The organism is Desulfobotulus pelophilus, assembly GCF_026155325.1.
Taxonomy (GTDB): Bacteria; Desulfobacterota; Desulfobacteria; order Desulfobacterales; family ASO4-4; genus Desulfobotulus; species Desulfobotulus pelophilus.
The window spans coordinates 55897-77884 of sequence record NZ_JAPFPW010000012.1 but is presented as its reverse complement, the minus strand read 5'-3'; the positions used below and the strand labels follow the sequence as shown (position 1 = coordinate 77884).

The 21988-nt window shown below is 51.6% G+C and carries 17 protein-coding genes and 1 pseudogene; 1 reads left to right on the top strand and 17 read right to left on the bottom strand.

The window, feature by feature from the left end; all coding sequences use genetic code 11:
• Window positions 1–388 precede the first annotated feature (388 nt).
• The 9 genes from OOT00_RS10975 to OOT00_RS10935 form a co-directional block, all read right to left on the bottom strand.
• Window positions 389–1930, bottom strand: a complete 1542-nt coding sequence (locus OOT00_RS10975; protein WP_265425422.1) for an SDR family oxidoreductase — start codon at window positions 1928–1930, stop codon at window positions 389–391.
• A gap of 104 nt (window positions 1931–2034) precedes the next feature.
• On the bottom strand, window positions 2035–2346 hold the full coding sequence (locus tag OOT00_RS10970) for a hypothetical protein (protein ID WP_265425419.1): 312 nt from the start codon (window positions 2344–2346) through the stop codon (window positions 2035–2037).
• A 214-nt stretch (window positions 2347–2560) separates the two neighbouring features.
• Window positions 2561–4927, bottom strand: coding sequence for a hypothetical protein (locus OOT00_RS10965; RefSeq protein ID WP_265425421.1), 2367 nt, complete (start codon window positions 4925–4927; stop codon window positions 2561–2563).
• A gap of 12 nt (window positions 4928–4939) precedes the next feature.
• A complete protein-coding gene (locus tag OOT00_RS10960) occupies window positions 4940–5800 on the bottom strand; it encodes a hypothetical protein (protein WP_265425420.1) in 861 nt (286 codons plus the stop codon).
• A gap of 532 nt (window positions 5801–6332) precedes the next feature.
• Complete coding sequence (locus OOT00_RS10955) at window positions 6333–6644, bottom strand: hypothetical protein (protein WP_265425419.1); 312 nt, start codon at window positions 6642–6644, stop codon at window positions 6333–6335.
• A gap of 226 nt (window positions 6645–6870) precedes the next feature.
• The gene (locus OOT00_RS10950; protein WP_265425418.1) at window positions 6871–8802 is read right to left on the bottom strand and encodes a hypothetical protein; all 1932 of its coding nucleotides are present in this window, start codon (window positions 8800–8802) and stop codon (window positions 6871–6873) included.
• Window positions 8803–9468: 666 nt separating this feature from the next.
• A complete protein-coding gene (locus OOT00_RS10945; protein WP_265425417.1) occupies window positions 9469–10140 on the bottom strand; it encodes an arylesterase in 672 nt (223 codons plus the stop codon).
• A gap of 31 nt (window positions 10141–10171) precedes the next feature.
• Window positions 10172–12670: an ABC transporter permease gene (locus tag OOT00_RS10940; RefSeq protein WP_265425416.1), complete on the bottom strand. Its 2499-nt coding sequence runs from the start codon at window positions 12668–12670 to the stop codon at window positions 10172–10174.
• Window positions 12654–13325, bottom strand: coding sequence for an ABC transporter ATP-binding protein (locus OOT00_RS10935; protein ID WP_265425415.1), 672 nt, complete (start codon window positions 13323–13325; stop codon window positions 12654–12656). The genes OOT00_RS10940 and OOT00_RS10935 overlap by 17 nt, the downstream gene beginning before the upstream one ends.
• A 114-nt stretch (window positions 13326–13439) precedes the next feature.
• On the opposite strand from OOT00_RS10935, the gene OOT00_RS10930 reads away from it, so the two are divergent.
• Window positions 13440–13892 carry an NUDIX hydrolase gene (locus OOT00_RS10930; RefSeq protein WP_265425414.1) on the top strand — a complete coding sequence of 151 codons (453 nt, stop codon included), beginning with the start codon at window positions 13440–13442 and terminating at the stop codon, window positions 13890–13892.
• Between the two features lie 68 nt (window positions 13893–13960).
• Here the strand turns inward: OOT00_RS10930 and OOT00_RS10925 are convergent, their stop codons facing one another.
• The 8 genes and pseudogenes from OOT00_RS10925 to OOT00_RS10890 form a co-directional block, all read right to left on the bottom strand.
• On the bottom strand, window positions 13961–15478 hold the full coding sequence (locus OOT00_RS10925) for an alanine/glycine:cation symporter family protein (RefSeq protein WP_265425413.1): 1518 nt from the start codon (window positions 15476–15478) through the stop codon (window positions 13961–13963).
• Between the two features lie 124 nt (window positions 15479–15602).
• Complete coding sequence (locus OOT00_RS10920) at window positions 15603–16454, bottom strand: rhomboid family intramembrane serine protease (RefSeq protein WP_265425412.1); 852 nt, start codon at window positions 16452–16454, stop codon at window positions 15603–15605.
• A 29-nt stretch (window positions 16455–16483) separates the two neighbouring features.
• Window positions 16484–16795 (bottom strand): annotated as a pseudogene (locus OOT00_RS10915) (HepT-like ribonuclease domain-containing protein).
• 37 nt (window positions 16796–16832) lie between these two features.
• Window positions 16833–17132 carry a nucleotidyltransferase family protein gene (locus OOT00_RS10910; protein WP_265425411.1) on the bottom strand — a complete coding sequence of 100 codons (300 nt, stop codon included), beginning with the start codon at window positions 17130–17132 and terminating at the stop codon, window positions 16833–16835.
• Entirely contained in the window at window positions 17129–18229 is a 1101-nt protein-coding gene (gene rlmN / locus OOT00_RS10905; RefSeq protein ID WP_265425410.1) for a 23S rRNA (adenine(2503)-C(2))-methyltransferase RlmN, read from the bottom strand. Before rlmN ends, OOT00_RS10910 begins: the two co-directional genes overlap by 4 nt.
• 450 nt (window positions 18230–18679) lie before the next feature.
• Window positions 18680–19006 (bottom strand): hypothetical protein, encoded by a 327-nt coding sequence (locus OOT00_RS10900; protein ID WP_144685411.1) that lies wholly within the window; start codon window positions 19004–19006, stop codon window positions 18680–18682.
• 556 nt (window positions 19007–19562) lie between these two features.
• On the bottom strand, window positions 19563–21386 hold the full coding sequence (locus OOT00_RS10895) for a UbiD family decarboxylase (protein WP_265425409.1): 1824 nt from the start codon (window positions 21384–21386) through the stop codon (window positions 19563–19565).
• Window positions 21383–21949: a pyridoxamine 5'-phosphate oxidase family protein gene (locus OOT00_RS10890; protein WP_265425408.1), complete on the bottom strand. Its 567-nt coding sequence runs from the start codon at window positions 21947–21949 to the stop codon at window positions 21383–21385. Before OOT00_RS10890 ends, OOT00_RS10895 begins: the two co-directional genes overlap by 4 nt.
• Window positions 21950–21988 lie beyond the last annotated feature (39 nt).

Sequence of the window (21988 nt, the reverse complement as noted above, 5' to 3'; positions counted from 1 at the left end):
GTAACTGTTCAGCACAGTTTTCCAAGTACCTTACCTGCAAGACAAGATGCACAGGCCCCAGACTATTTGCCTGTGACGCAATCTTATTCGTAGAGCTTCTTGCCCTGCGCGGAAGCGGCAAAAACTCACCGCCACAGGCAGGATAAGCTTTTTGATTACCATAGCAGGCGTAAGCACGCTGCCTTTGTGGCGGCTCAGACAGTTTGCCGCTTCTTTCGCACAGGCCTTCAAAGCTCTGATCCGAAACGATTGCAATGTCACTTGCAAATAGCCACGGAGCCTTGCAACAGTACGAAGCGGCTGCAATGACAGCATTGGCAGTTCGGAATAAACTGTTCTGAATAATTACGACAAATATTTATCTTGTAAAAGCCCAACAGAGCAGCCCTCACTCATCATAAGTACACACAAGGGCTTTCCAGTCATAGGAAAAGGCCTGAACACTGCCAGCGGGTTTTCCGGCAGCTTCTGCCATACGGCTCAGCATGCCTTTAAAAATCAGATGATGAAAAGGAAGCAGGGCATACCAGTAGACAATGCCCAACAGCCCTTTGGGAAGAAAGCGGGACATCTGCTGCAGTTCACAATGACCATCCCCAAGATCTTTCATACGAAATTCCAGCAGGGCTTCGCCGGGAAGACGCATCTCCGCCAGAAGCAGCAGGCGATCATGGGATTTCACATCAAGAACCCGCCAGAAATCTAAGGCATCCCCCACCAGAAGCTCCTCCGGATGTCGGCGTCCCCGGCGCAGGCCCACGCCCCCTGTGATCTGATCCCAGCGCCCCCGGATACGCCAGAGAATATCCCCGTAATACCATCCATTTTTACCACCAATGGATGTCACCTTCTGCCAGATGTTTTCGGGATTTCCCCGGATTTTCACCTTGTAGCAGCAGTCCAGAATGGTGCCGCCGCTGTAGGAAGGGTCCGTACACTGCACCCATTCCGGTGGAAGGAGTTTTCCCGCATCGGACCAGCGGGTTTCCACCTCTTCCTGGGCCACCTTGCGGATGGCCTCACGGATGGCTTCCCTGCAGGACAGAAGCTTCTGGGGAATCAGCCCGGCAATGCGCATATCCCCGCAGACCACAGGATTTCGAAGACCTTCTGCAAGGGGCTTGGCAATGCCTGCGGGAAGGGGACAGACCAGATGCACCCAGAAGGCTGAAAGGCCCGGAGTCTGAAAAGGTACGGGGATAATGATCCGCCTTTTCAATCCGGCCTCGTCCGCATAGAGCTGCATCAAATCCTGATAACTTAAGACGTCCGGACCGCCGATATCAAAGCTTTGCCCGCCCATATCCGGATGCACCATGGCCCCCACCAGATACTCCAGGGTATTGCCTATGCCGATGGGCTGGCAGGCGGTCCGTATCCACTTTGGCGTCAGCATAAAGGGAAGACGATCCACCAGATAGCGCAGAATTTCAAAGGATGCACTTCCCGAACCCAGCACCATGGCTGCCCGGAGAACGGTGACCGGTGTTTTTCCGGAAGTAAGGATCCTTGCAACGGCATGCCTGCTTTTCAGGTGTGAACTGAGATGGGGGTCCTTTTCATCCCCAAGGCCACTCAAATAGACGATCCGTTCCAAGCAGGCCTTTTCCGCGGCCTGCACCATATTCTTTGCCGTTTTTTCTTCCCTTGCGGCAAAACCGGACGAATCTCCCTCCATGGAATGTACCAGATACCAGGCACCGGAGCAGCCTTCGACTGCCTTTTCCAGAGCCGGGCCATCCATGAGATCGCAGGCGAAAAGCTCCACATTGGGATGATTGCTCCAGGGCCGGGCATGCATTTTTCTCAAAGATCTGGAAAGGGCCCGGACTTTGAACCCTCTGGACAGCAAAAGGGGCACCAACCTCCCCCCTATATAACCCGTTGCCCCCGTAACCAGCAGAGGCTTTTCCGGAATGGCAAGATCCATGGGTGCTCCTTTCATGAAATCCATACGTGCTGCGCCATCAAAAAAGGCGGGAGGTTCTCATCACCTACCCGCCCACAGTCTGAACAAAAAAGCCATCCGGCAAATTATCCTGCTATGGAAACAGGAGCGTAACGGCCAATTTCTTCCATGGTCTTTTCATAGCGACCGCGCATATCCACATGGCCTTTTTCAATACTGTCCTTCACCGGTGCCCACTCCGCCGGGCACTCGAAACGCAGCTGATGGATACGGTCTTCCAGCTCCGCTACAATGATATGTAAATCTTCCACATTGGCCGTCACCTTTTCCTTATCCGCCGCAGACAGCCTGTCCAGCTTCCGGGTCAGATCATACAGTTTGGCTTTCCATGCGGTAAGTTCCATTTCTGTGCCTTTGCAATAGTCCTTTACATCCATGGCTGGCTCCTTTGGTACATGGGTGAAAGAAAGGGAAAACACCGTGCCACTGAAGGGAACGGAGAGAAGTGCCAATACAATAGGCTCTATTTGTCGCAACGTAAATAGTTAGGATGCAAAAAAACATCGTTTCCATCACCGCCCGGCATCCGGGAACCTTTCCCCTGCTCTCCGGCGCTGGAGGCAGGGAAAGATCCGGGAAAATCCCTATGAGCTATTCCACGGAAAAACCGACAATAGCCGGGTCATCCAGAATGGACTCTCCCCTGAAGTTCACCGCATCAATGATATCCCGGCCTTCCACTATCCTGCCGTTTCTGTCCACATCCACGATCACATAGTAGCGCCCTCTTTTCAGGGGAGCCCTCCATATGGTCATCATACCGGCTCCGTTATAACAGGAGGGCTGAATGGCAATGGTGGATTTACGGCCCCGGACATCCACCGTGTCATTGAGTTCACCGGCACGGCCAAAACGCGTGAGGTCAAAAGTATCCGCATCCACGATATAGACATCCACGAAAAGGCCATGGTAAATCCCTTCCAGCTCCCGCTCCGGACCGGGATTGGAAAACCACTTGAAGTAGGGATTGAATACGGCCTTTACCCCGTAACCACCACCTGTGGGATTGGTCCCTCCACCGTCCACACGGAACACATCCCTGTAATCACAGAATTCCGAGTACAGGGTCCAGTGCTGTTGCCGGGTGTTACCGAAGACACCGCCGGATGCAATGTTGGCATAGGCAACTCTGGGGTAGGTGTTGGCCTCTGTGTTCAGAATCACGATGCGGATCACAGCATCCCCTGCCGCATCAAAACGGCCATTGCGGTTTCTGTCGATGACCAGATCATAGGTATTGCTATCCGGTCCGGGATTGATCACCCTGTGGGCAGTGTCAAGATCCCAGATCTCAAAAACACCGTTGCCCTGAAGACCTTCCACCACAAAAAGCTCTCTGCCGGAAACCGTGTTCCCGTCTGCCCAGTCCCTGCGTGGCACCACATACACATCATAGGGGGCTGCCCCAGCAGGCATATCCGTCACCTTCATGTACACTCTGGTATTGCCGTTCAGGGTTCCGCTTTCATCAAAATAGATGGAAGGGGCCGTACCCGCCATATTCAGGTGGGTCTCATACTCCGGATTCGGCTCCACATAAACCATGGTCACAGCACCCCTAAGATGCAGGTCACCCGTGTTAAACACGTTATTCCCATCCAGATCCACAACGATGTCAAGAAGCCTGTCCGCTCCTAAAGGCAAAGTACCATAGGTATATACATCAGCAGCCACAGCCCTGGTATTCAGCAAAGGAATGTCTTCTGCATAGGGAAGCAGACGAAGTCCGGAAGCCGGCTCTACGGAAACAGCTGGCACCGGGCCAGCACGCGAATCAGCAGGAATAGGGTCTAAATTTTGAAGGTCATTATTCTCGGCCTCAATCAGATGGATACGGATGGTATCGGTGGCCAGGGTAAAACCAGCAGGCAGTGCGATATTATCCATATTGAAATAAAGGTGTTTCGGCTCCGCCTGTTTGTCCGGAATGGCATTTACAGCCCTGCCCTCTTCATCCCGAATGGTAATGAAGGTATCATTGGCCGGGGTATTCTGAATGATAAAACCCGGAACCCCCATGCCATCAATGCCGTCAATGTAATCATCCACCAGTCCATCCCGGGTGGTGTCCACCCCCAGATCAAAACGGCCGTTCTGATCCACATCCATCACGATCATATAGGCCATATTATCCTGCCCCGGATTGATGACCTGTGGATTGGACGGGGGGTCATCCAGATTCCAGAGAAGGGTTGGCCCGATTTCTCCATCCTGCCCTACGGCCACATTTTCTTTTTTCACAATGTAGTCCCTGAGCACGGCCCGATCCTCCAGAAAGGCACCACTGAAGGGAAGTACATAAAAATCCACATGGGTAATATCCCTGGGGCCGACCCTCTGGGGGATACGCCGGGCTTCCACATAAATTTTCGTTTTATCACTGGCACTGATACCATCTTCCTTACGGCTTCCCGATTCTTCAAAGGCATTCTCCGGATAGCAGCTGCCCTGGGGATCATTGTTTTCACAATAGGCTGCATACACTACGGGTCTGGGATTTCCTGTCTGAGCCGGATCCGCCTTGAACCGTATCCACATGGGTTGACGGAAATGGGTCTGCGTATCCGTCAGACTCTGCACCGTCACATAAAATGCTTCAATATCCACAGCATCCAGAGCACGCAGCACAGGGGGACTGCCTGCGGCTTCCTTATAAAGGCCCATGTCATACCAGAGGGGAACGGGACCCAGCACACCCCCTTCATCACTTTGCATTTCTATGCGGGAAATGGTTCTGCCGCTGGCATCCACCACACTGACAGCATAATATTTTTCCGGCCCCAAAGCGGCCACCCGTACATACATGGTGTCCATGGGAGCAAAGGTTTTTGTCTCCTGAAGATCCGCATTATAAAGGGTAATAATATGGTCACCCAGAATGGGCCGTGTATCACAGCCTGCCAGCAAGATCACCAGAACCATGAGGGCCAGAGACCCGGCATACCGATACGCTCTCATTCGCCACCTCCTTTAGCGGTCCTGTTTCCCACGCAACATTGTACCCAGAGGAATTTCAACGGCCGCATACCCCATCCAGTACCGGCTGTCTTCCTTTTCCTGACCCAGCTCTCCGGACTTATCCTCCAGCGCGTTAAAGAGACTGACCCCAAGGCTGAACCACCCTGCTTTCACCCTCGCTCCGATATTCACAATGGGATCTCCATCATCAAGGTTGATTCCCTGAATTTCTGCCACCAGATAAAGGGTCTCCCAGAATCCAAGATCGGCGCCGGCACTGAAAAAAGCCTGCCCCGTTTCACCCTCGTTATACAGCACTTCCGCCACGCCGGTGAGGGAAAGCATGGCCTTTTCCGTACCCAGAGGAATCTGTACCGTTGCCGCAAGGTAAGGATTAAAAAGAATTTCGTCATAGGAGTTGAATTCATTGTCTGACAGGGAAACCGCATGAATCCCCAGCGCCAACTGGGGAATGAAGGTGTCTGTCATGTGAAAAATCCTTGCCTTGAAATGGAAGGTGTCCATTTCAAGATCGGTTTTATCCAGATTATCCCAGATAAACTGGCGACGGGTATAGCCCAGCTCCACATCTTCAGAGGTTCCTGCCATAATGGTTGCTGCGGTCAGAAAAAGCCGGTCACCTTCAATCTTGCCCGCATCCTGTGCCGAACCGGCGAGATAGAAGTTCCCCTTGCCCAGAGTCACAGCCTTGGGCACGGTTATCAAACCGTTCTGCCCCCAGTGGTAAACAGGAGAAATGGAGCGTTTGAAAAGAGCAAAGGAAGCTTCCCGGCTTCCCGCCCATGCCCCCGTAGCGCTCCCCAGCACCAGAGATGCAAACAACATGATCACCCAGCCACTTTTTTTTGTCATACTGCCCTCCTTTGCCTCTAGGGTTCCCTCTTTTCATCCTACCAGTCCCAAGGACCAGAGACGACAAACGCAAAAAAACAACTCTCTTTATAGCGAACAACGCCACCTACTCAAAAATAAAATCCGATACGCAGTCTTTGTTCAAGCCCCTCTGAACCATCCCTGCACAAAACATCGTTCCGTGATGCAGAATGGAAAGGATTCCTGAAAGCAGGATTCCCGTCCGGATAAGGGTCTGCTCATCAATTTGTATTTGGTTTGGAATATGGTGACACGAAATCAGAGGCAGGGCAAGACAGGATTTCTTCTGATCCAAATAATTATCGGCAGATCATAAGGAACAAGCCGCAGGTCAAAAATCGGGTTGGCTAGAGAGATTGTCTTTGCAGGAGCCCTCTCGTACAAACTTACACACGGATCCTGTTCAATCTTCTTTCAAGTGGGCAGAGTGGCCAGTACCGGGCAAACAAAAAGGCGGGAGGTTCTCATCACCTACCCGCCCACAGTCTGAACAAAAAAGCCATCCGGCAAATTATCCTGCTATGGAAACAGGAGCGTAACGGCCAATTTCTTCCATGGTCTTTTCATAGCGACCGCGCATATCCACATGGCCTTTTTCAATACTGTCCTTCACCGGTGCCCACTCCGCCGGGCACTCGAAACGCAGCTGATGGATACGGTCTTCCAGCTCCGCTACAATGATATGTAAATCTTCCACATTGGCCGTCACCTTTTCCTTATCCGCCGCAGACAGCCTGTCCAGCTTCCGGGTCAGATCATACAGTTTGGCTTTCCATGCGGTAAGTTCCATTTCTGTGCCTTTGCAATAGTCCTTTACATCCATGGCTGGCTCCTTAACGGTAAGGATTGAAGAAAAGATCATCCGAGGGGAAAAGAATGGTTGCTCAACAGAACGGAACAACCTGCAGATGATTATACTCTAAGGCATAAAGTGCCTCAGGTAAAGATCAGGCAGCCAAAAAAACCACCGCACTTATTCCATTGATGCCTGGTGACAGCCAAATAATCTTTTCCACACAGGCCAAAAAAGCCTCCTGTTTTTGTTATAATCAAATTACCGCATCTACTCTGGAGCCAGCGTCTCCATTTTTGATCCCCAAAGCCAGTTCTTTGAATTCATCAATAAATAATGAAGGATTTTCATTTAAAATCTCACCTGCAATGTAAATCAGGTTTTCGAGATTCTTTGCACCGGCCCCGCCAGCAGCGGTTAAAAACAAAGTGAGCGACTTTTGTTTTTCTTCTTTTGCCCCAATGGCATTATTATCCCGGACTTCACGGACCCTATCAATCAGTTCGTTAACATCACCGGTTTTGGTAATGGTGGCCTGAATAAAATTATCCCGGTTTGTTCCCCTAAGCTCCGAAGACATTTGCAAAATATTTTTTTTATCTTCCGCGGAAGATCGGAGGTATTTTGAAATAAATTTATCGGCATTCTCACCCGCCGAACGGGTTGCCTGAAGAAAATCTGACCGGGATGCTCCCTTGTGGTCGCTGACGGTAGAAATAAAAGTGCCTGTTTCATGGGGCTTCAGGCTGGAAACCGTGGCATTAAAATTTTCATAATCCGTATAGGAAAGAAGTCCCTTCATATAGATGTTTTCATCCATTTTTGTGGAACCATCATTTGCCATTTTAAGCAGATATTCTGACCGCTCAGCCCCTTGCAAAAGGTTTATTTCCTGTAAAAGTTTTCTGGCATTGATTTCTGGGTTTGAGGCTGCATAAAAAAAATTACTTCTGTCTTGACCCAAAAGGCCTTCTCCCATTTTGGTCAGGTTAGCAATATCAGCATCCGGCATACTCGCTGCTTCCAGAAAATTAACCGTGTCCACCACAGATAAAGTGCTTGTGAAAGACAACTCAATTTCTCCTGCCACATCCAAAAATTTGCCAATATTTTTTTCTGCATGGGCGGCGATGGTCAAAAAATTCGATAGATCTGCTTTCGATTGACCGGATTGAAGGGTAAATACCTGCTCAACCAAACGCCCGATCTGCCCCTCTGCTTTGGGATGGGATACAGCCAGCAATAAACTGGATGTATCTTGGTAAGATAACGTTGCGGACAGATCCATGATTGCAACCATATCTTTTTCTTTGGCATGATTTGTAAAAGCAATGAAATTACCTATATTTTCTCCGTCACGGGAAGCGTTGATATAATCAGACATTTGATTTAGGGTTTCGGTTCCAACCCGGACGGCACTTTCCAGAAAAGTCAGGGCCTTGTCACCCGCTTTAATCACTGCGGATAAAACAGATGAAATATTACCGGATTTATTGATAACCTGATTCAATAATTTGGTTTCACCATCTGCCAGTACTACGGCATCAAAATACTTTCCAAGCTGATTTTCATCCATGCGTGATGCAAGCCCGATCACCTCACCTGCCGTACCCGTTACATCCACGGCATCCATAAACTTGCTTAAATCCTCTGGGGATAATGTTGCCGCAAATTTAACAAAATCCTTTTGATCTTGACCACTTAATTTATCTGTTAACAAAATGAAATCAGCAACCCGGCCTCCTGTTTTGACTGCTGCCGTCATGAACGCATCCCATTCTTCACTCCCATATCCTGAGACAGTATCGCTTCGAAATGCTCTTTGGATACCTACTAATGCACGATCCACTCTTGGATTTATAAAGTTACTAAAACCATTATATGTATCCCCCCTATCCAGTTTTACCAAAGTCTGCAAATCATGCATTCGGGGGGTATGGTCATATGAAGCAATATAACTCTTTCCGACAAGATCTTTCAGAAGGGCATCACCATCAACAATAATCTGAGAGGGCCTAATGTCTACGTCCATATTCCCAAGGGTTACGGTATAATCTTCTACCTGCTTATCAGCAGCGCTTATGTGCTTAATTTTTGTGTGCTGGTAATTTGGTAATTGTTTGATGGAGTTCAGATTTTCAGGTGCTTTAGCTGAAATTTTAAAATCTGCTGAATTAAAGGTAATCATCTCAAATGCCTCCTTTTTAAATCAAATCAGCACCGTACCAATCAATCCAGATTGGTTTTATTGATAATATGATTTTGGCCTTTACAGGCATTTTTTTCTGGCAGGTCAGATCAACTGGAAATCTCTTTACAGATATATCGGCATGGCAACAAAAATCTTATAGAAAAAATGAACTATTCGTTTCAATGCAATACAAAATGAAAAAAACAGGCAGGAAAAATACGGATTGATCGTGTGAGGTTAGCGGCGGAAGTTGCTGCTACTGGTGACAAATCCGACTTCATTCACGCCCCAAATACCGCTGCCAGAGCAATCGGCATGGGCGAGGTCGCTAAAAAAGCCTGAGTCACCCGTGCAAGCCTGTATAAAGCCCTTGGAGAAGACGGCAATCCAACATTGATAACCAGCAGCAAAACATAGACGCAGGAAAAAGGAGAGCCCCTTCCCGGTCATGCGTGCTGGATGGGCTGTATACCTTTGTATCAACAGGAGGATAGAATAGAGGATATCGGACCATAAGCGGGCTGTATCACCACAACAGATCTGGTTAAGCTTGAACAACACTTCGGTTTTATTGACATTTATACGACTATTCAGGATTATAATCGGGAAGAACTGCTCAGGCAGCTCACAAAAAAAGAAGAATGGTATACGGTTATCAGAATCTCAGGTTTCGGACTGGAGTTTTTCAAGTTCTCTTTCCACAAAGGGAAGAAGCTGATCCGTGATCCTTTCATAGCCCTTTGCATTGGGATGAATCCCGTCGGACTGGTTCATGGAGGGTTCACCAGCCACCCGTTCCAGAAAAAAAGGAATCAGCTCCACATCCCATTTTTTGGCAAGTCCCGGATACACCGCCTCAAACTCCTTCACATAGGCCGGACCCAGATTGAAAAACATCTGCATCCCCCCCAAAATAACTGGAATACCCGCCGCATCCATACGGCGCAGCACTTCATCCAGGTTTTTCTCCATGTCATCCACGGCAATACGACGCAGACCGTCATTGGCACCGCTGACAAGGATGACCAGATCCGGCCTCAGACGGCTGATAATCCAGTCCACCCGTGAAAGGGCACCCGCCGAGGTCTCACCGCTGACCCCTGCATTGATAACTTCAACGGGCCATCCCCTCTCCTGCAGAATCTGCTCCAGACGGGCAGGATAAGCCTCATTCGGCAGCACGCCAAGGCCTTCCGTCAGGCTGTCTCCCATGGCAACGATGGTATACTCCGTTTTCATGGCCACTTTTCCAGCAACTTCCGCCTCTGGTTTACGGTCACAGCCCAGATTGAGCAGAAGCACACCGCAGACCAGACAGAAACATACTTTTTTCATCAATTCTCTCCGCCTTTCATCCAATAATTTTCTACCTGCTCCGACCCCGTACGGCATCCGCAGGCCGTGTTCCCATGGAGGGCCATGCAACCCCTGTCCCGAGAAGAACAATCACCAGCAGGGCCAGCACGGAACATCCACCCAGAAGAAGAAACTCCGGGTTGAAATCCAGACCAAAGCCCTTCACCACCACAAAGCCAGCAAGGCCTTCTGCAATGAGAAAGCCCAGCCCCACGGCAAAAAGCCCCTGAATACCCGTTTCCAGTACCCCGGTCTCCAGAAGAAAGCGGTGGTCCGCTCCCACCACCCGAAGCAGGACAGCATCCCTTGCCCGATCCGCAGCCGTTGCCGCAAGGCCGCCGAGCCACACAAGAATTCCCGCACCAAAGGCGACCATGGAAAAAGCCCGCAAAAGCCCTGCCATCTGCCGTGCAAGATCCGCATGTCGATCTATCATCTCCCGAACATCAATAATACGGATATTACTGAACTGTTCCGCAAGGTTCCGCTCCAGTATCTCCTGATTTTTCCCGTCCGCAGACAGGGCCGCAAAAAGGGTATGGGGCGCATCCCCAAGATCCTTTTCCCTGAGGTTAAAAACAAAAAAGGGCCGCAGGCTTCCATCCTGCCTTTTTCGCACACTGGTGATCACAGCTGTCATGGAGACCCCCTGTATGCGGAAAGTGATACGGTCTCCCACACGCAGGGGATAAGTCTCCCGAATATAATCCAGAATGGAAACCTGAGCTTCGTCCAGATCATCTTGAAACAGGGTGTCTCCTTCCAGAAGGTCTTCATCCTCCATGGCACCGTGCCAGGTAAGGCTGAACTCCCTGCCAAGGTTATCCCCCCGTTTCTTCCTTTCCGCAGCAGCATCAATGGGCCTGTCATTCACAGCCATCACCCTCGCCCGCACCATGGGAAAGAACAGAGCTTTTGGCCCCAGAATTTCCTCCACAGCCTCCCTCTGGGATGGCTGAATGTCTATCACATAAAGATTGGGAGTATTTTCAGGAAAGGCATCGATAAACAACCTTGAGAGATTCCGCTCCATCAGCACCAGAGCCAGAACAAGTCCTGTGGCAATGGCCATGGAAACAACGGTGGCAACGGGCGTGGCCCCCGGCCGTTTCAACGCCTGCATAACCACCCTGTGCCTTGCGCCTCTGGCGGGAAACCGGGTGGCCAGCTGCACCAGAAACCAGGCCGCGGCGGCGGTGGCTCCCATGGAACCCATAAAAATCAGTACGGGTACACGGCTCCCCCCCGCCTCCTGTAACATACGGGCTGCCAGAACAAAAAGCCCTGCCACACCTGCCCAGAAAAGAATACGGGCAAGCCTTCCAGCTCTGCCGCTGTTTTCTCCCCGCTGCAGAATTCTCACGGGAGGTGTTGCCACCATACGGCTGAAGGGAAGAATGGAAAACAAAAGGGTGAATCCACCGCCCACCAGAAGGGTCAGCAGCAGGGTTTCAAAGGAAAACCCGAAAACAAGCCCCCTCGGCAGCATCTCCGCCATAAAGGAACCCATGGCAAGGGCCAGTGCCCAGCCTGCCAGCCAGCCCGCAAGAAGGGCAGGAATTACGATGGATGCAAGAAAAAGGGCCATGTGACAACCCACCTGAAAGGGCGTTGCCCCTAAGGTTTTCATCAGGGCCACACCCTTTTCCCTCTGCATCCACAAAGCCACAAGGCTGCCCCGTATGCCAAAGCCGGACAAAACAAGAATGCCAATACCGCAGAAGCGCAGATAATAAAACAGGGAGTCCATCCAGCGCAAAGCCCGGTTACCCGTGTCCTCATAGGTACGCAGTTCCTCTGTTCCGTCAAGAAGAGCTGCAGACAGCCGGGCTTTCACAGCCGCTCTGTCATCCTCTTCTCCTAAAGCCACCAGAAGACGATACCGGACACGGCTCCCTGTAACGGCAAGGCCCGTAGCATCAAGGTCTGTATGATGGATGAAAACCCGGGGTGCTAACCCTGCCGCATCAATGGGACGATCCGGCTCCGACAAAACCATATCCTTTACGGTGAAAAAAGCATCTCCCAACTGCAGGCTGTCCCCTTCCTCAACCCCGAGACGGCGCAGTGCCGTGGCCTCTGCAATGAGAATTCCCGGTTGCAGCACCTCCCTGAGACCTTGTTCCGATGCCAGCGACACCCTGCCATAAAAAGGGTAACCCTCTGAAACGGCCTTGACGGAAACAAGACCGGTACGGCCTTTATCGGGCAGGGCCATGGCAAGAAATTCCGTCACAAAGGCCGTGCGTATCCGCCCGCTTTCCTCCAGCTCCTTCACCGCAGCCATGGCACCATGGGAAAAGGAAAAGGCAGAGCGAATCTCCATATCCGATGCGATAAAGCTTCTGGCCTCCTGTTTCAGCATACGGTCTGCGGCCATGCGCAGATTCTCCACACCGGAAAAAGCGGCAACGGAAAGAAAAACACAGGCAAAAAACAAAAGGGCCGTTCCCGGAGCATGACGCCACTCCGAAGGAATACGGCCCAGCATCCTAAGCGCCGCTGTCATGGGCAACCTCCCCGTCGGCCAGGGTGATCACACGATCGGCCTGCTCCGCCACCTCCCGGCTGTGGGTCACCACCACAAGGGTAGCCCCTTCCTGCTCCTTCAGGTCCACCAGAAGCTGCATGACCCCATCCGCCGCCGCCGAATCCAGGTTGCCTGTGGGCTCATCGGCAAAGATGATTTTCGGCCGGTTCACCACGGCACGGCAGATGGCAACCCGCTGCTGCTCTCCGCCGGAAAGCTGACGGGGCAGGTGTTTCCTCCTTTCCCAGAGTCCCACCTGCCGCAGAAGACTTTCCGCCCGTTCACGGGCATGGGAGCTTCCGGACAGCTCGGCGGGAAACAGCACATTTTCCAGAGCCGTCATGCCGGGAATCAGATGGAAATCCTGAAACACAAAACCGATTTTGCGGTTTCTGAAGGCGGCCATGCGGGATTCAGGCCAGTCCGTGATATCGTCTTCATCCAGAATAAGACGCCCCCCCGTTGGCCTGTCCAGACCGGAAAGCAGGGTCAGAAGGGTAGTTTTGCCGGAACCGCTGCGCCCCTGAATGGCCGAAAATGAAGCGGCCCTTATATGAAGATCCATGGGATGGATCACAGCAAGGGTACGTCCGTTCACCTGATAGGATTTTTCAAGGGCTTGGGCCCGGATCATACAGCCTCCATGGTATTTTAAAAAAAGTAAATCCTTGCAGGGCAGGGATATTTCATGGAAAAGTATGCACATTTTCAAGGAGAAACAACAGCTATTCAGCAAAAAAGGTGTCCGATGACAGAAAAAACCGCTTACCCGATCCCTGCCGTGGGAGCTGTCGTCTTCCATGAAAACAAAGTGCTTCTGGTCAAACGGGGCAAGGCTCCGGCTGCGGGATACTGGGCCATCCCCGGTGGAAAAATGCGCCTTGGAGAAGGCTATGGCGAGGCTGCGGAAAGGGAAATTTTTGAAGAAACAGGTATCCGTATCCGGGCAGGAAAGGTGGTCTGGGTAATGGATCTTCTGGAGAAAGACGGGCAGGACCGTATTATCTGGCACTATCTCATTGTGGATGTGCTGGGCCACTATCTTGAAGGCCAGCCCAGAGCCGGAGACGACGCAAAGGAAGCCGCATGGATTTCCGAAGAAGAACTTGGAAGTCTCTGCGTATCACCGGATACCCTGAAAATGCTGGCCGAAACTTTCGGATTCGGGGAAAACACCCACCAGACTTTCTCCCACCAGTGAGTACCGGGTTGCATGAGGATTCAACGAACTGCCTGGGCAGGGATTTTTCCCTGCCAGGCAGCCCATCACTACCGTTTTGTCCACACTTCCGTATCGATTCTGTCTTCCAGTTCCGGATAATCCCCAAGGTCAAAACAGGGATCTCCACCTTCCTTTTTCTGGCGGAGATAATCCCGGGTAAGCTTTACCACCGTTCCGGAAAGCAGAACAATGGCCACAAGGTTGATGGTGGCCATCAATCCCATGGAGGCATCCGCCGCATCAAAAACACGCTGTACCGTCTGCTGGGCACCCCAGAAAACCATCAGAACCAGCCCTGCCCGAAGAAGCATCACGCCCGTGCGCCCAGCACAACCGATATAGGTGAGGGCATTTTCCGCATAGGTATAATTGCCAATGATGGAGGTGAAGGCAAAAAAGAGAATGGCCACAGCCACAAAATAATTCCCGATGGCTCCCACATGGGCAGCCAGCGCCATCTGGGTAATTTCAATGCCTTTAAGATCGGCTCCCGGTTCCAGAAAGATCCCGGAAAGAAGAATCATGACAGCCGTTGCCGTACAGATGACAATGGTATCGAGAAATACCCCCAGGGCCTGAACGAAACCCTGGGATGCCGGATGATGGGGACTGGGCGTTGCACAGGCTGCGATGTTGGGAACCGAACCCATGCCCGCTTCATTCGAAAACATGCCCCGTTTCACACCATTGAGCATGGCTGCTGTCAGCCCCCCCATGATACCTCCCGCAGCCTCCTGCAGACCGAACGCAGACAGCACAATCAGTTTCAGCATATCCGGCACCGCCGTGATATTCATCACAAGGATAACGAGAACGAGGAGCACATAAAAAAATGACATGACAGGAACCACAAGAGCCGCCACCTTGGCTACCTGACGGATACCGCCAAAAATCACCACACCGGCACAGGCCGCCACCACAAGACCCGTTGCCCACAGGGGAACATCAAAGGCGAAATTCATGGCCCCTGCTATGGCGTTGGCCTGCACCGCATTGAACACCAGGCCGAAGGAAAGAATCAGTGCAAGAGAAAAAAGAACGCCCGCCCAGGGTGCCTTCAGCCCACGGCCTATATAAAAAGCCGGCCCTCCCCGATACCTGCCGTCGTGATTGGTGGTTTTATACAGCTGGCCCAGAGTGCTTTCGGCATAGGCCGTAGCCATACCGAACAGTGCCATCAACCACATCCAGAAAATGGCTCCGGCTCCCCCCAGATGCAGGGCAACGGCCACACCAGCAAGATTTCCCACTCCCACGCGGGAGGCAAGGCTCACGGAAAGGGCCTGAAAGGGAGAAATACCCGCCCCATCCTTCCTGCGCGCAGCAAACACCACACGGAACATTTCCCCGAACTGGAAAAACTGAATAAAACCCAGCCGCAGTGTAAAAAAAACGCCCACGGCAAGCAGGCCGTAAACGAGAATATAACTCCAGAAAAGGGTATTTAAAAAACCAATTACAGCATCAATCATGATCATCTCCCCGCAACGGAACTCTTCTGTAACGATCCAGCCGAATCCGCATAGGGACAAAACCATGGAGAAAATACAAAGGCTTGCCATCATGCAACATCTTCTTTTCCACTGCCGGACGAAAGAATCCTTAGCCGTTACCATTTTATGGGTGTATGTTTTGCCATTCCCTGCCCCTGACCATCAGCAGCAGAAAAAACGGCACCGAATTCTTCACCTATATCAGACGTCCTATGCTTCCCCTGTAAATCAGAGCCGTAAAGGCCACCCACACCAGAAGGGCCAGCACGGCCAGAGCAATGACAAGGACTGTCATCCGAAGACCGGGTGTTTCCGGTCTTATTTCGGAATAGCCAAGAACAAAAGCCGCCAGGATTCCCGCCACAAGTCCGCCTCCATGACCCCAGTTGTTGATGCTGGGCATCAGAAAACCGATGATCACAAGACCGATAATCCAGCCTTGAGTATGCTGATACACCGCCTTTCCATGGAAGCCTCCCCTGCGTTTTCCATAGTAGAGAAGCGCTCCGATGAGACCGCATACCGCCGCCGAAGCCCCGATGGTCAGGTACACGCCACCCACAAGGGAAAGGGCAAACCCTGCCACACTGGTGAGAAGATAAATGAGAAGCATCCGGAAAGGACCAAATGCCCTCTCCGCCAGCTGCCCCACATGATAAAGGGCCGCCATGTTAAAAAGGATATGGAGCAGGCTGCCGTGGAGAAAACCCGCCGTAATAAGGGTCCACCAGTTTCCCATCTGATAAACGGGAAAGGTTCCCGTCGCACCCAGCATGAGAAGACTGCGGGTATCCGGAGAAAGGGCGGTAAAGGGATTCATGGTCCACTTGGTTTCCGCAGGATTAATGAGCAGAGAGGCAAGGTATAAAATGGCATTCACCCAGATCAGTATGCGGATGATCTCCCCCGGCCTTCCCATGCGTGCAACAAGATTGGCAGGAAGCAGGGGATTACCGGGATGTTTCTGACCACACCATGGACACTGATCCTGATCATGGCTCACCATTTTACCGCACTTCGGACACATCCGGGCCTTTGTATTTTTCATGAAGCCTCCTGAATGTCATATTCCGGGCTTTAATCTGAATTTATATGCCGCAGCTTCTGCAGGTCAGCCAGAAGAACCGGGACATCATCACGGATCACACTCCACAGGGTATCGCTATCTATGCCGAGATAGGCATGGATCAGCCTGTTACGCAGGGCAATAACAAGACACCATGGAATCTACTGGTTTGCTTCTCTGACTTCCGCAGGAATATGTTTGGCCGCTTCACCTATCAGCTCAAAGTTTCGTACTGTGGCATCATAATTTAAGCCGCTTGCTATAAAATCTGACTGCCCCATATTTTCCGTATAAAGCAGCACTTTCTCTGCAAACTCTATCATATCATCGATGTAAAATTTCCACTCCCTACGGACAGAATCAGACATTAACACGCTCCCGTTCAATGAATGGACGAAGTTCAGGGCGCAGGGCTTTTTCCGTGACAAGATCAACGGAGACCCCCAGCAAATCCTCAAGAAAAAACGGAACCCCGAAATAACGCTCCGAAGTTGCAGGGCCGTCAAAGGACACCATCACATCCACATCGCTTGTTGCAGATGATTCGTTCCTTGCCACAGAACCAAACAATGCCAGCCGGGTCACCCCGAAACGCTCTTCAAGGACGGGCTTGCTACGGACAAGAAGTGCAAGAATATGATCCTTTTCCATTCTTTTCATGTGGCCTCCTGTTTTTCTTTGCTGTCTTTTCCCGGCCTGCCCCCCAGCTGCCCGCAACCGGCCATCACCTCCCTGCCCCGGCTCCAGCGCTTTCTCACAAAAAGCCCCTTTTCATAAAGAAGGGCACCAAAGCGGTGAATGTCTTGATCCTCTGTGGCAGGCCACCTGCCGCCGGTTCCGGGATTATAGGGAATGAGATTGATGCGCACCGGCAAGTCTTCTGCAAAATCCGCCAGCGCCATGGCATCGTCTCTGCTGTCATTCACACCGGGAATCAGCACATAGGCAAGGAGAATGGCTCCACCCGATGGCAGGGGATATTCCGCCAGCGTTTTTTTAAGCAAAGCCAGAGGAAAGGCCCGGTTTACGGGCATCAGCTCACTGCGCAGCTCATCGGTGGCTGCAGTAAGGCTTAAGGAAAGGTGCAAAGGCCTCATGGCTTTCATGGAAGCCAGCCTTTGGAGGCCCGGCACAATGCCTACGGTGGAAAGGGTCTGCCGCCGCAAAGGAATGTTAAGCCCCCGCTGATCCGAGAGAATCTCCACGGCTTTCAGCACCGCATCCAGATTGTCCATGGGTTCTCCCATTCCCATGTATACCACATTGCGGACGGGCCGCTGCAACTGGTATCGGGCGGCCATCACCTGCAAAACTATCTCTTCGGGCTGTAAGTTGCGGATAAGCCCCATGGTTCCCGTTTCGCAGAAAGCACAGCCCATGCGGCAGCCCACCTGAGAGGAAAGGCAGAGGGTTTCATGGCTTTCCATGGTGAGAATCACGGATTCAATGCGCAGCCCGTCACCCAGAGCTGTGACAAACTTGAAGGAATCCCCGGTGCCTGCCGTTTCCACAATCCGGGCCTCGGGAACAGCAAGGGACCCCTCTACCGCCAGCGCCAGTTTTTGTGATTTTTCAAAGGCCGGATGCAGGGCGAAATCACTGTTTCCCCTTCCCATCACCTCATGGTAAAGAGCCTTTGCATGGAAGGCACCTTTGCCATGGCGGAGGCGCAGCCAGTTTTCCAGATCGGCACAGGTCATGGAAAAAAGATTATACATGGGCTGTCCCGTATCCCTGATCATTATAACATAAGACAAATTCGTAACTCTTCAGCACAATTTTCCTTTAACAAATCGAAAACTTTCAATCAGGTACATAGACAACCGAGCCATTTGTTCGTAACTCAATCTTATTCGTAGAGCTTCTTGGCCTGTGCGAAAGCGGCAAAAACTCCCCGCCACAGGCAGGATAAGCTTTTTGATTACCATAGCAGGCGTAAGCACGCTGCCTTTATGGCGGTTCAGACAGTTTGCCGCTTTTTTCGCACAGGCCTTCAAAGCTCTGATCCGAAACGATTGCAATATCACTGACAAACAGCCCGATTGTCTTTTGTTCGAACCAAGATGCTGACATGAAAGAACAGTTTTTCAGGATAAAACATACTAAATAATTACATAAATTCCTAGATTCATTACAGGATATGAAACCCTCACCCCGGTACTTTTCCCGGAGAAAAAGGCAGGCTCAAAGGGCCTGCCCCTACTGAATCAGGCCTTTTGCTCTTCCAGAAAATCCACGATCACACGGGTCAGAAACTCGGTGGCATCCATCTCCGTCCTTTCCGCCAGTTCCCTTGCCCCGTGCCAGAGACGTTTTTCAAGGGGAAAATGCACATAACGGAGAGCCTCTTCCTCGCTCATGCCTGCGGCAGCCCTTGCCCTGCAGGGGATGGCGGCGGTTTTTTTGGGATCGGTTTTCTTGGCATAAGCATTGAGCACAAAATCCACCATATCATCAAGGTCCAGCCCAAAATTAGCCGAACGCTTCTGATACCACTTCACAAGATCTTCATTCAGATTCAGGGTTACTTCCATAGGTGGCAATTCTCCATTTTTTTTCTGAGTGTTCAGGGTATCAGGGCCTGATACAGATCTCAGCATATCACAATATTTTATGCAATTGTTCCGCACAGTTTATTCTCAATCTCCAATGCTGCAACGGCAGCAGCTTCGCTGTTACTGCAAGGCACCCAGGCTATTTGCAAGTGACGTTGCAATCGTTTCGGATCAGAGCTTTGAAGGCCTGTGTAGCTGTCTGGCAGGTAGGGTACCTGGAAAATTATGCTGAACAGCAACCCATGCCCTGTTAGGGCGTCTTGTCGTAGAGTAACTTGTACCGGATTCAAACTCATTTCGATCAGTGCCGGACCACACCACTAAGCTACCGAATTAAAAGAAATAAACTCAATATACTCAAGAGTTCCTATTTAATTAACTCAAGTTTCGGACTTGCCACAATGCTTTGATTTTAAATGATAAAATCTTAAAGTCGTAGATTTTTCATATTTAAACGCCCCTTAATTTAGTGTCTCAAGTTTCTGACTTGAGTAATTAACTTATGAGACACAAAAAAACAATAAACCCACACCATTCAAATCAATCCATACAGAGGCCCGCCCTTTGCGGCCAGCGCATCCACCCTTTTTTCAACGGCAGGCTCCGTCTCCAGCCCCGGTGCATGATGCCCCTTGATGCGGGCATCAATGAGCAGGGGACCGGTGCAGCCCCAGTGCTTGTTGCGGATAAAGCTGCCTCCGCCATGAACATCCTTTGCCGGATCACTCCGGGTGAAGGTGACCCACAGCCAGTTTGCCTCCCGTTTCGCCACAAAATCCGCATCATCCACCAGAAGGATCAGGGGGAAGGCTTCCTTGAATTGCGGATCATTGCCCAAAAAAGCAGCCAGCTCTTCCGCATCCCATGCGGAAGAACCGCCGGAAGCCTCACCGGACACGGCCAGAATGCCCGGCATGACAAGGGCCGCCCGGTCAAGGCCCAAGGGCAGAGACAGACCATCGGGCAGCCTTCTTCCCAGCCGCCGACGGACAGGACCACAGGCCGCCACCACCAGCTTGGAACCCTGATTGACCCCGTCTCCGGAATAATCAAGGGTATCCATGGTGGTCCGGGTATGAAAATGCAGATCCCTTGACCAGTCCACCCTTTCCAGAACATGGGTAAAAAAAGATGGAATATCATGGACATCCAGCTTGGGCGCATCTTCCTTTGCCACAATGAAGAGATACTTGGCAAGGGAGCAGTGGCCGAAACCGAGAATGGCCGAAGCCTGGGTGAGCAGCTCCATGGGCCTTGATGTAGCAGGCTCAAAACGCTCATGGCCTATGGCCAGCAACAGAGGATGAACACCTGCCGCATCAACGGCATGGACAGCTGCCACACCTGGCAGAGAAACGGGCACCATGGGAGCTGTGATCTCATGGATGAGCTGACCGAAAACCGTATCTTCCGCAGGGGGCCTGCTAACCACCGTAAAGGGCCAGATGGCATTTTTCCGGTGGAAAACCCGCACATTCTCCAGATAGGGAAAATCGTGTACAAGACTGTAGTAACCCAGATGATCCCCAAAGGGACCTTCGGGCTTCTTTCCTTCGGCCAGATAACCTGTGATGCAAAAATCCGCATCCAGACTGATAATATGATCGCCCCTGCGGGCGTAGCGGAAATTGCGTCCTCCAAGGGCACCGGCAAAAACCAGCTCCGAAAGGCCTTCGGGAAGGGGCATGACCGCAGCCAGAGTATGGGCCGGAGGACCACCTGCAAAAACGCTTACGGGAAGCCTTTTACCCATGGCAGCAGCCTTGGTATGGTGGATGCCTATATCCCGGCGGATCTGATAATGCAGCCCCACCTCCTCATCCTGAATATAGTCATTTCCGGAAAGCTGCACCCTGTACATGCCAAGGTTGGTGGAAAAAATACCCGGCTTTTCAGGATCTTCACTCAAAACCTGAGGCAAAAGCACAAAGGGACCACCATCTTTGGGCCAGCATCGCACGGCGGGAAGACTTGATATACGGGTTTCACAGGCTAAAACAGGCCCTGTTTTTTTCCGTATGGGGAGGGATGCTCCAAGGCTCCCCGGCAGGGAAAGGAGGCGGGATGGCCGTTTCAAAAAAATAGCAGGATCTGCCTTGGCTTCCACCAAAGTACGCACCGCAGCCAGTGTATCCCGGAAAAGAAAGCGGGCCCTTTCAAGTGTGCCGAAAAGATTGGAAACCGCAGGAAAGGGAGAACCTTTTACTCTTTCATAAAGGATGCCCGGTCCTCCCGCCTCCTGCACCCTGCGGTGGATGGCCGCCATTTCAAGATCCGGGTCCACCTCTTCACGGATACGAACCAGATCTCTCTTTTTCTCCAGATCCCTTACGGCCTCCCAAAGACTTGCATATTTCATGGGTTTTCTCCTTCTTTCATGGCAACCTTTTCCTTGAAGCCAAAACCCAACCGGTTGTCTCCATACAGAGCATACTCCGGTATAAAGCGAAAAAAACGGTTGCCAAAGCGTTCCCCGAACTGTGCGGGGTCACACATTCCCGCACCGGCCATTTCCCGTATAAAGGAAAACTTCCTTACGTATTTAGCAAAGGCAGAGGCCGAACCACTGCCACCGGGGCGAATGCGCCCTGTCATCTGCAGCCCCCTGATCTTTTTCCAGTGACCTCCATCCTGGTACACACTGGCCGATGCCTGCCTTCCATGGCGGATATGACGGGATTCCGGCGATGAAAAAAACCAGAATGTACCTTCGGAGAAGACATAATACACCGGTGCAGCCCATGGGCCTTCCGGCCCGCAGGTGCCAAGAATCATGATCGACGACTCTTTGGCCAGTTCCCTCGCGCGCTGGTTCAGGGTTTCAGCGGATAGTTTTTTTTCATCCCTGCGGGAAATCATTACCACCAGCCTGTCCTTTTCCGATGTGTAGGAGTGCGGGACCCGTGTAGCCCACAATGGCATCCGCTCCCGGAGAAAAACCCATACGCAGAAGAGGCGGCC